General features: G+C 71.3%; 10 protein-coding genes. 8 read left to right on the top strand and 2 right to left on the bottom strand.

What is annotated here, in order from left to right; genetic code table 11:
- The 3 genes from ACTOWL_RS27650 to ACTOWL_RS27640 form a co-directional block, all read left to right on the top strand.
- A partial coding sequence (locus tag ACTOWL_RS27650; RefSeq protein WP_441324495.1) for an NAD(P)(+) transhydrogenase (Re/Si-specific) subunit beta occupies positions 1-1,277 on the top strand: 1,277 nt, incomplete at its 5' end.
- Positions 1,278-1,447: 170 nt separating this feature from the next.
- Positions 1,448-1,981, top strand: a complete 534-nt coding sequence (locus tag ACTOWL_RS27645; protein ID WP_441324494.1) for a cupin — start codon at positions 1,448-1,450, stop codon at positions 1,979-1,981.
- A gap of 77 nt (positions 1,982-2,058) precedes the next feature.
- On the top strand, positions 2,059-2,895 hold the full coding sequence (locus ACTOWL_RS27640) for a hypothetical protein (protein WP_441324493.1): 837 nt from the start codon (positions 2,059-2,061) through the stop codon (positions 2,893-2,895).
- Between the two features lie 33 nt (positions 2,896-2,928).
- On the opposite strand, the gene ypfJ is transcribed toward ACTOWL_RS27640, so the two are convergent.
- Positions 2,929-3,768 (bottom strand): KPN_02809 family neutral zinc metallopeptidase, encoded by an 840-nt coding sequence (gene ypfJ / locus ACTOWL_RS27635; protein ID WP_441324492.1) that lies wholly within the window; start codon positions 3,766-3,768, stop codon positions 2,929-2,931.
- 159 nt (positions 3,769-3,927) lie between these two features.
- On the opposite strand from ypfJ, the gene ACTOWL_RS27630 reads away from it, so the two are divergent.
- From ACTOWL_RS27630 to ACTOWL_RS27610, 5 genes are all read left to right on the top strand, one after another.
- The gene (locus ACTOWL_RS27630) at positions 3,928-4,620 is read left to right on the top strand and encodes an ion channel (protein ID WP_441324491.1); all 693 of its coding nucleotides are present in this window, start codon (positions 3,928-3,930) and stop codon (positions 4,618-4,620) included.
- On the top strand, positions 4,617-5,759 hold the full coding sequence (locus ACTOWL_RS27625) for a trypsin-like serine peptidase (protein ID WP_441324490.1): 1,143 nt from the start codon (positions 4,617-4,619) through the stop codon (positions 5,757-5,759). Before ACTOWL_RS27630 ends, ACTOWL_RS27625 begins: the two co-directional genes overlap by 4 nt.
- 3 nt (positions 5,760-5,762) lie before the next feature.
- Complete coding sequence (locus ACTOWL_RS27620) at positions 5,763-7,001, top strand: trypsin-like serine peptidase (protein ID WP_441324489.1); 1,239 nt, start codon at positions 5,763-5,765, stop codon at positions 6,999-7,001.
- 72 nt (positions 7,002-7,073) lie between these two features.
- Positions 7,074-8,216, top strand: coding sequence for an ATP phosphoribosyltransferase regulatory subunit (locus tag ACTOWL_RS27615; RefSeq protein WP_441324488.1), 1,143 nt, complete (start codon positions 7,074-7,076; stop codon positions 8,214-8,216).
- A gap of 23 nt (positions 8,217-8,239) precedes the next feature.
- Positions 8,240-9,532, top strand: coding sequence for an adenylosuccinate synthase (locus ACTOWL_RS27610; protein ID WP_441324487.1), 1,293 nt, complete (start codon positions 8,240-8,242; stop codon positions 9,530-9,532).
- Here the strand turns inward: ACTOWL_RS27610 and ACTOWL_RS27605 are convergent.
- The gene (locus ACTOWL_RS27605; RefSeq protein WP_441324486.1) at positions 9,529-10,680 is read right to left on the bottom strand and encodes a PQQ-dependent sugar dehydrogenase; all 1,152 of its coding nucleotides are present in this window, start codon (positions 10,678-10,680) and stop codon (positions 9,529-9,531) included. The genes ACTOWL_RS27610 and ACTOWL_RS27605 overlap by 4 nt on opposite strands.
- Positions 10,681-10,834: the final 154 nt, after the last annotated feature.

The following is a 10,834-nucleotide window of genomic DNA, read 5'->3' as shown; positions in this document are numbered from 1 at the left end:
TGGCGATCGCGGTGGCGACGACGCTGATCCTGGTGCCGCAGGTGCGGAACTACTGGCTGATCGTGCCGGCGATCGCGATCGGCGGCGGCATCGGCTATGTGGTGGCGCAGCGGATCCAGATGACGGCGCTGCCGCAGCTGGTGGCGGCGTTCCACAGCCTGGTCGGCCTGGCGGCGGTGTGCGTGGCGGCGGCGGCGTTCCTGGACCCCGCGGCCTACAACATCGGCACGCCGGGGGCGATCCATGTCGGCAGCCTGATCGAGATGGCGCTGGGGGCGGCGATCGGCGCGATCACCTTCACCGGCTCGCTGGTGGCCTTCGCCAAGCTGCAGGGGCTGGTCTCGGGCAAGCCCTTGGTGTTCCCCTTCCAGCACCCGCTGAACGCGGCGCTGGGCGTGGTGATCATCCTCCTGATCGTGTGGATGTGCGCCGGGCAGTCGGGGGCGGCGTTCCTGCTGCTGATCCTGGTGGCGCTGGCGCTCGGCTTCCTGCTGATCCTGCCGATCGGCGGGGCGGACATGCCGGTGGTGGTGTCGATGCTGAACAGCTACTCCGGCTGGGCGGCGGCGGGTATCGGCTTCACCCTGCAGAACAATCTCCTGATCGTCACCGGCGCGCTGGTCGGGTCGTCGGGCGCGATCCTCAGCTACATCATGTGCAAGGGGATGAACCGGTCGATCATCAACGTGATCCTGGGCGGCTTCGGCGGAGACTCCAGCGCCGCGGCGGCCGGCGGACCGGCGGGCGACCGTGCGGTGAAGCAGGGATCGGCGGAGGACGCGGCCTTCGTGATGAAGAACGCCCGGTCGGTGATCATCGTGCCGGGCTACGGCATGGCGGTGGCCCAAGCGCAGCATGCGCTGCGGGAGATGTCGGACCTCTTGAAGAAGGAAGGGGTGGATGTGCGCTACGCCATCCATCCGGTGGCCGGCCGCATGCCGGGGCACATGAACGTGCTGCTGGCGGAAGCGAACGTGCCCTATGACGAGGTGTTCGAGCTGGAGGAGATCAACCGCGACTTCGCCCAGGCCGACGTGGCCTTCGTGATCGGGGCGAACGACGTCACCAACCCCGCCGCCAAATCCGATCCGGCGAGCCCGATCTACGGCATGCCGATCCTGGATGTGGAGAACGCCAAGACGGTGCTGTTCGTGAAGCGCTCGATGGCGTCCGGCTATGCCGGCGTCGAGAACGAGCTGTTCTTCCGCGACAACACCCTCATGCTCTTCGGCGACGCCAAGAAGATGTGCGAGGACGTCGCCAAGAGCCTGGCGTAGCAGACCAGACGTAGGTTGGGTTCGCGTATGCGAACCCAACATCATGCCGCCGGGGTTTTCGTTGGGTTCGCTGCCGCGAACCCAACCTACGCGGCGCCTCGCAGCCTCCGGCCCTTGCCGCCCGCCGCCTTCGGGCCAGACTCCTTGAGCAGCAGCCGAGGAGACAGGCCATGACCGAAGCCGATCCGGGCGTCGAGGCCCATTACTTCGAGGATGGCGGCGCCGTGCCGAACAACCCGGCCCTGCCGCTGCTGGTCTATCGCCAGGTCAGCGGCCTCGGCCTCGGCGACGTCGCCACGGCGATCGAGGCGCGCTTCGGCCAGAACGGCTGGGGCAAGGGCTGGCGCAACGGCATCTACCCGTTCCACCATTTCCACAGCAACGCGCATGAGGCGCTGGGCCTGGCCGGCGGCCGCGCCAAGGTGCGGTTCGGCGGCGCCGCCGGCGTCTCGCTCGAGCTCCTGGCCGGCGACGTCGTGGTGATCCCGGCCGGGGTCGGACACAAGCGCGAGGAGGGCAGCGGGGACCTGCTGGTGATCGGCGCCTATCCGCCGGGCGAGGATCCGGATCTCGTCAGGGAAGGCGACGGTGACGGTCGTGTCCTGCGCGACAGCATCCGTGCCGTGCCGGTGCCGGACACCGACCCGGTGCTAGGCGCCGACGGGCCGCTGGTGACGATCTGGCGCGAGGCCGAGGGCGGATAGGCCGCTCGCATCGGCAGGACGGTTGTAAACGCAATGTTCATTGCGCGCCCTTCTGGTTATCGTTCATGATACGTTCTATGAAAAGAGGCACGGAATCCGATCTCGACGTCCAAGCCCAATGCCGCAGCCTCGCGCTGCAGCAGATCGGCATGCTGACGCGCATCGCCGAGATCGGCATGAGGCTGGTCGAGGCGACGGGCGCCAAGGCCATCGCCCAGGCCGAGCGGCCCGAGGCCGAGCAGGCTGAGGCGCCCCGGGCCGATGCCCCGGCGACCGTGGACCACGGCCTCGCCTTCGCCCGCCATGCCCATACGGTGCAGCGGGCCCTGGCACTGCGGGCCCGCACCGCCGACAGCCTGTGCGCCCGCGACAAGGCCGACCGGAAGGCCCGCCGTGCCCGCCAGCGCGACCATGTCACCGAGGCCCTCTTCGCCCTGATCTGGGGGGCCGCCGACGCGACCCGGGATCTCGAGGAGGCCGAATTCCGCATCACCGAAATGCATGACCAGCTCGACGAGTTCTACGGCGACGAGGACGACCGGGTCGAGGACCGGCCGGTCGGGTCGGTCATCGCCGGCCTGGCCTGCGGCCTTCGCCTGTCCGAGCAATGGCACCGCCGGGCCACCGACTGGTCGGACCTGTCCTATCCGCCGCCGCCGACCGACACCCCGGCCGGGACCCGCAAGCGGCGCCGGGCCCGGCTGCGCGAACTGATGCAGCACACGATCGACGGCATCGCCGCCGACACGGTCCCCGCCCTCCAGGCCGGGCTGGAGGCCCGGCTCAAGGAGCCCGACGTCGAGGCTTTGATCGACGCCGAGCCCCCGGTCCGGGCCGCCAGACGCCTCTGCGCCTCCCTCGGCATCGAGTCCGACAACACCTATCCGGAGCCGAAGGCGCCCGACACCGGGTGAGGGAACGTCGCCGGCCTGTCCGATGGTCGGCGGCTACGGCGACGACGCCGCGAAGGTGTCGCAGGTGGTCGGGTTGCCGCTGTCATAGCCGCGGCGGAACCAGCGCACCCGCTGCTCCGAGCTGCCATGGGTGAAGCTGTCGGGCACGACATAGCCCTGGCTCTGCTTCTGCAGCGCGTCGTCGCCGACCGCGGCGGCGGCCTTCATCGCGCTCTCGACGTCGCCCGGCTCGATGAACCGGCTCTGCTGGTCGCCGCGCTTGGCCCAGACCCCGGCGAAGCAGTCGGCCTGCAGCTCGACCCGCACCGACAACGCGTTGCCGTCGCCGCCGCGGCTGCGCAGCTCAGCGACCTTGTCCATGATGCCGAGCAGGTTCTGGACATGGTGGCCGACCTCATGCGCCACGACATAGGCCTCGGCGAACTTGCCGGGCGCGCCGAAGCGGCGGCTCAGCTCGTCGAAGAAATCGGTGTCGATATAGACCATCCGGTCGCCCGGGCAGTAGAACGGCCCCATGGCGGAACTGGCCGAGCCGCAGGCGGAGCGGGTGGCGCCGCTGAACCGGACCAGCTTCGGCGGCACGTAGCGGCTGCCGGCCTCCTGGAAGATGGCGCCCCAGGTGTCCTCGGTGCTGCCGAGCACGGCGGCGAGGAACTGGGAGTTCTCGTCCTGCGGAGCGGGGCCGGAGGCGGTCTCGGTCTGGGACGGCCCGGGGTCGACCTGCTGCAGCAGGGCCGTGGGATCGACGCCGAAGAACAGCGCCACCAGCACGATCACGATCGCGCCGATGCCGCCCACGCCGCCGACCGCGGCCGGGCGCATGCCGCGCCGGTCCTCGACATTGCTGCTGCGCCTCAGATCCTGCCACCGCATGGATGCTCTCTCCCCTGATCGCGCAGCCGAAACCCCGCCGCGGCCCATCGGGTTCCATTCTAAGAGAGGTAGGGCGATCGCGCGATCCGCCATCGTTTCGCCGCGCGATTCCGCCTAGGATGACGGATCGCCTCGTTCCGGACGGTTTCCTTCGACCCGATGCCCGCCACCGCCACTGCACCATCGACGGGGATCGGCCGCGACCGCAGCCTCAGCGCGCTGGTCGGCTTCGAAGCGCTCGCGATCTTCGTGTTCGGGCCGCTCGCCACCGTGCACGACGCCTCGCGCCACATCTTCGTCTTCAACTTCTGCTTCATCGTCCTGGCCGGGATCTTCGCCGTCGCGCGCCACACCCGCCTGGCCAAGGTCGTGGCCGGCCTCGGCGTGCTGCTGATCCCGCTGCAGCCGCTCAGCCTCTATGTCGGCCAGCTCTGGCTGACCTCGGCCTATATCCTGCTGTTCGTCGCCTTCCTGATGCTGCTGAGCTGGGTCGTGCTGGTGCATGTGTTCCGACGCAGCCGGATCAACCTGCACTGCATCCTCGGCGCGATCGCGGTCTACCTGCATCTCGGCCTGATCTTCGCCCTGCTCGGCACGCTGCTGGTGCTGCATGTCGGCGACAAGGCCTACGCCTTCGCCGATGCGCTGGAGAGCGAGCATGTCCGGCTGCTGTCGCGGATGATCTATTTCAGCTTCACCACCCTGACCTCGGTCGGCTACGGCGACATCACGCCGGTGTTCCCGCTGGCCCGGTCGCTGGCCAATCTCGAAGGGCTGTGCGGCCAGCTGTTCCCGGCCATCCTGCTGGCCCGGCTGGTGTCGATGGAGCTCGAATCGAGGCACGCCGAGTGACCCGACGCCCGTGGATCGCCGCCGCGCTGCTGTGCCTGGCCTGGGCGGCCCCGGCCGAGGCCGCCGGCATCAAATCCGGCCCGAACAGCTGCCGCTGGGCCTTCGACGACCGCTGCGACGAGCCCGAGATCGGCTCCGGCGACTGCACCCGCGGCACCGACACCGCGGATTGCCGGCCGGTCCGGGCCGGCGGCGACGACAGCTGCCGCTGGGCCGAGGACCACAGCTGCGACGAGCCGAACATCGGCACCGGGGTCTGCGCCGACGGCACCGATGCCAGCGACTGCCGGCCGCTCTACACCCGGCGCAACCGCGACAACAGCTGCGCCAGCGCCTTCGACGACATCTGCGACGAGCCGGGGACGGGCACCGGCCGCTGCACCATTCGCAGCGACACCGCCGACTGCCTCGGCCGCGACACCCCGGCCGGGATCCGCGACCATTTCTTCGGCCACGACCAGCGCCGCCTGGCCCGGGTCGACCGCATGCCGTGGAGCGCGATCGGCGAGCTGACCTTCGACAGCGGCGCCTGTTCCGGCACCATGGTCGGGCGGCGGGTGGTGCTGACCGCGGCGCATTGCTTCATGCGCGACGACGATACGCTGGACAAGCCGCGCCGCTTCCGCGCCGGCCGCAACGGGTCCAGCCAGGTGGCCCAGGCCGGCATTGCCGGCTTCACCCTGCCGCCCGGCTTCCGCGAGGGCCGCAGCCATGGCGGCGAGTCCTGGTACAATCTCGACTGGGCGCTGGTCGAACTCGACGCCGATATCGGCGACGTCACCGGCATCATGCAGGTGCACCGGCTGAAGCCGGAGGACAAGGCCGACATCGCCGCCGGGCGCTGGGTGCGGGCGATGCAGGGCGGCTACGCCTGGGACGCGCCGGACCGGATGACCGAGCATATCGGCTGCCGCATCGTCTCGCTGCGCGACGACGGCACCCTGCTGCACGATTGCGACATGACCAAGGGCGACAGCGGCTCGCCGATCTTCATCAAGCGGCCCGGCGGCTATGCCGTGGTCGCCGTGGTCAGCCGCTTCTACGGTGGCGACGACGGCAGCCGCTCGGCCTATCTCGCGGTCGACAGCCGGGCCTTCGAGAAGGCGGTGGCGAAATATGTCGCCGCCCATGGCGGCTGAGCGGTGAGGGGCCTCCTCGCGGCGCTGGCCGCCCTCGCCCTGGCCGGTCCGGCCATCGCCGATGACACATGCCGCTGGGCCCAGGATGGCGCCTGCGACGAGCAGCGCTTCGGCGGCTCGGGCGAATGCGCCGCGGACACCGACGATGCCGACTGCGCCGGCTTCAAGACCGGCGACAACAGCTGCCGCTGGGCCTTCGACGGCCAGTGCGACGAGCCGGAGATCGGCACCGGCGAATGCGATGCCGGCCGCGACAGCACCGATTGCCGGCCGCTGCGGACCGGCGGCGGCGATGGCTGCTACTGGTCGGATGACGGCGCCTGCGACGAGCCCGGCATCGGCACCGGCGTCTGCCCGGACGGCACCGACATCAGCGACTGCCGGCCGTTCTACGCCCGGCGCAACCACATCAACAGCTGCGCCACCGCCTTCGACGATGTCTGCGACGAGCCCGGCATGGGCACCGGGCGCTGCGCCGTGCGCAGCGACACCGCCGACTGCCTGGGCCGCGACACGGTCCCCGGCATCCGCGACCATTTCTTCGGCCGTGACGACCGCCGCATGGTCCGGCCCGACCGCATGCCCTGGACCGCGATCGGCGAGATCGCCTTCGACAGCGGCGGCAGCTGCACCGGCACGCTGGTCGGCCGCCGGGTGGTGCTGACCGCGGCGCATTGCTTCTTCCGCGACGATGGCGGGCGCGACGAGCCGGACGGCTTCCGCGCCGGGCGCGACGGCGACGGCGCGGTGGCGGAGGCCGGTATCGTCTCGATCCAGCTGGCGCCGGGCTACCGCCCCGAGGTGGATCGGGAGGAGGAGGGGCAGGGCTCCGATTTCGGCTCGGACTGGGCCATCCTGCTGCTCGACGCCGATATCGGCGACCGGGCCGGCACCATGGCGGTGCACCGGCTGACCGCCGCGGACGAGGAGCGGATCGCGGCCGGCAGCTGGGTGCCGCTGGTCCAGGCCGGCTATGCCTGGGACGCGCCGGACCGGATGACGGCGCATAGCGGCTGCCATGCCCTGGGGCTGCGCCGCGACCACACCATGAAGCACGACTGCGACATGACCAAGGGCGACAGCGGCGGCCCGATCTTCATGAAGGAAGCCGGCGGCTACGCCGTGGTCGCCGTGGTCACCCGCTTCTTCCGCGACGGCGGGGATGGGAACGCCTATCTCGCGGTCGACAGCCGGGCCTTCGCGGATACGCTGGCGACGTATCTCGCCGCGCATGGGGGGTGAGCGCGAGACGGGGGGATCGGGCCGCCTTCGTCGTTGCGCCGGGGGCCCGAAGGCCCTAGCGTGCGGCACGTCATGACCGACGCACCCAACGCCGCCCTTCTCCCCGAGGGATTCTACGACGTCCTTCCGCCCGACGCGGCGCAGGAGGCGGCGGTGATCGAACGCATGATGGCCGTCCTCGGCGGCCACGGCTTCGACCGGGTCAAGCCGCCGCTGGTCGAGTTCGAGGACACGCTGCTGTCCGGCGTCGGCGCCAGCATGGCGCGCCACACCTTCCGCCTGATGGACCCGATGGGCAGCCGCATGCTCGGCCTGCGCGCCGACATGACGGTGCAGGTCGCCCGCATCGCCCGCTCCCGCCTGGCCGCGGCGCCGCGGCCGCTGCGCCTGGCCTATGCCGGCCAGGTGCTGCAGGTGCGCGGCACCCAGCTGCGGCCGGAGCGGCAGTTCGCCCAGGTCGGCGCCGAGCTGATCGGCGGCGCCCAGCCGGCTGCCGATGCCGAGGCGGCGCTGCTGGCGGTCGAGGCGCTGCAGGCGGTCGGGGTCGACCGGCTGGCGCTGGACCTGACCGAGCCGACCCTGGTGCCGGCGCTGCTCGGCGCCCTCGATGTCGACGGTGGGGCCGCCACCGCCCTGCGCCACGCGCTCGACCGCAAGGACGCCGCCGCCGTCGCCCAGCATGGTGCTGCTGCCGCAGCCGCCCTCGGCGGTCTGCTCGCCGCTTCCGGCCCGGCCGATGCGGCGCTGGCGGCGCTTTCGGGCATCGACCTGCCGGCGGTGACCCGGCCGATCCTGGACCGCTTGGCCGAGGTGGTGCGGCTGATCCGCGCCTCGGCGCCGGAGCTGATGGTGACGGTCGACTTCGTCGAGCACCGCGGCTTCGAGTACCACACCGGCGTCGCCTTTACCCTGTTCGCCCGCGGCGCCCGCGGCGAGGTCGGCCGCGGCGGCCGCTACCGCGCCAATGGCGCCGAGGGCGAGGAGGCGACCGGCTTCACCCTCTACATGGACACGGTGCTGCGCGCGGCCACGCCGCCGCAGGCGCCGCGCCGGGTGTTCCTGCCGCGCGGCACCGCGCGGGGCGAGGGCGCCGCGCTGCGGGCCGAGGGCACTATCACCATCGCCGGGCTGGAGCCCGGCGCCGATCCTCTCGTCGAGGCGCGCCGCCTCGGCTGCGGCTGGGTCCTGCGGGACGGCCGGCTCGACGAGCTCTAAAAGAAGAAGCACGAGGTATTCCGATGGCGAATGTGGCCGTGGTCGGCGCCCAGTGGGGCGACGAGGGCAAGGGCAAGATCGTCGACTGGCTGTCCAGCCGGGCCGACGTGGTGGTGCGATTCCAGGGCGGCCACAATGCCGGCCACACGCTGGTCATCGGCAACAAGGTCTTGAAGCTGTCGCTGCTGCCCTCGGGCATCGTGCGGCCGGGCAAGCTCGGCATCATCGGCAACGGCGTGGTGGTCGACCCCTGGGCGCTGCTGGCCGAGATCGAGCGGATCCGCGCCCAGGATGTCGAGGTCGGGCCGGAGAACCTGCTGCTGGCCGAGAACGCGGCGCTGATCCTGCCGGTGCATGGCGCGCTGGACCGGGCCCGCGAGGCGGCGCGCGGCGAGAGCAAGATCGGCACCACCGGCCGCGGCATCGGCCCGGCCTATGAGGACAAGACCGGCCGCCGCGCCATCCGGGTCTGCGACCTGGCCGACGAGGCGGCGCTGCCGGGCAAGATCGAAAACCTGCTGGCGCATCACAACGCGCTGCTGCGTGCGCTGGGCGCCGACGAGGTCGACCCGGCCGAGCTGCTGGCCCAGCTGCGCGAGATCGCACCGAAGATCCTGCCCTATGTCGGCGTGGTGTGGGAGCGGCTGGACGCGCTGAAGCGCGAGGGCAAGCGCATCCTGTTCGAGGGCGCCCAGGGCGCGATGCTGGACATCGACCACGGCACCTATCCCTTCGTCACCTCGTCCAACACCGTGGCCGGGCAGGCGGCCGCCGGCTCCGGCATCGGGCCGAAGGGCATCGGCTACGTGCTCGGCATCACCAAGGCCTACACCACCCGCGTTGGCTCCGGTCCGTTCCCGACCGAGCAGGAGAACGACATCGGCCGCCGGCTGGGCGAGCGCGGCCACGAATTCGGCACGGTCACCGGCCGGCCGCGGCGCTGCGGCTGGTTCGACGCGGTGATGGTACGGCAGGCGGTGAAGACCGGCGGCATCGACGGCATCGCCCTGACCAAGCTGGACGTGCTGGACGGCTTCAAGACGCTGAAGATCTGCATCGGCTACGAGCTGGACGGCCAGGTGCTGCAGCACTTCCCGGCCGGCCAGTCGGCCCAGGCCAACGCCAAGGCGGTGTACGAGGAGTGGGACGGCTGGGAGGAGAGCACCAAGGGCGCGCGCTCCTGGGCCGACCTGCCGGCCACCGCGATCAAGTACATCCGCCGGATCGAGGAGCTGATCGAGGCGCCGGTGGCGCTGCTCTCGACCAGCCCGGAGCGCGACGACACCATCCTGGTGCGCGATCCGTTCGCCGACTAGGTCGCCGGCCCGACGCGCAGGATCTCGCCGTCGCTGTCGTCGGTGAGCAGGTACAGCGCGCCGTCCGGGCCTTGCATCACCTGGCGGATGCGCAGGCCGAGATCCTCCAGCAGGTCCTCCGACCCGGTGATCCGGTCGCCGTCGCGCTCCAGGCGCACCAGCTTGGGGATGGCGAGGCCGCCGACGAAGACGCTGCCGCGCCAGCCCGGCATCGCGTCGGCGGTGTAGAAGGCCATGCCGGAGACGCCGATCGACGGCGTCCAATGGTAAATCGGCCCGGTCATGCCCGGCGCCTCGCGCTGGCCCGCGCCGACCGGGCTGCCGTTGTAATTGACGCCGTAGGATACCACCGGCCAGCCATAGTTCTTGCCGGCCTCGGGGATGTTGATCTCGTCGCCGCCGCGCGGCCCGTGCTCGTTGAGCCAGAGCACGCCGGTGTCCGGGTTCAGCGCCGCGCCCTGGGCGTTGCGGTGGCCATACGACCAGATCTCCGGCAGCGCGTCCCGGCGGCCGGCGAAGGGGTTGTCCTCGGGTACCGAGCCGTCCGGCCGGATCCGGATCACCTTGCCGAGATGCGAGTCGAGCTGCTGCGACTGGCCGCGGAACTGCGCCTTCGAGCGCTCGCCGAGGGTGATGAACAGGTGGCCCTGCCGGTCGAACACGAGGCGCGAGCCGAAATGCGCCGAGCTGTCGAGCTTAGGCCTCTGCGAGAACACGACCTGCACCCCGGTCAGCCGCGTGCCGTCCTCGCTGAGCCGACCGCGGGCCACGGCGGTGGAGTTGCCGCCGTCGCCGGCCTCGGAATAGCTGAGATAGACCATGCGGCTCTGGATGAAGGACGGGTCGATCGCGACGTCGAGCAGCCCGCCCTGGCCGCCGGCGTCCACCTCCGGCACCCCTTCCAGCGGCTCGGAGACCCTGCCGCCGCCGACCAGGCGGAGATTGCCGTCGCGCTCGGTCACCAGGATCCGTCCGTCCGGCAGGAAGGCCAGCCCCCAGGGGTGGCTCAGCCCCTCGACGATGGTCTGGACCCGGATGCGGCCCTTCTCGGTGTCGTAGACGGCGTCGACCGCGGCGGCTTCCGGGATCGGGGCCAGCAGGATGGCGGTGAGGGCAGGGGCGACGAAGGCGGGGATGGGCATGCGCATGGAGCTCTCCTCGTCTCGGACTCGATCCGTCTGAGATGGGGGCCGGGGAGTCGCAGGCAACACTTCGCCGCGGGGCGGTTCGCGGACATGATGACGCGGCCGGGGAGGGCAGGCGGATGACGGATCGGATCGGCGAGGCGCTGCTCCTGGAACG

Origin of the sequence: Inquilinus sp. CA228 (genome assembly GCF_052078665.1) — a bacterium.
Taxonomy (GTDB): Bacteria; Pseudomonadota; Alphaproteobacteria; order DSM-16000; family Inquilinaceae; genus Inquilinus.
This window is presented reverse-complemented; position numbering and strand designations above follow the sequence as displayed.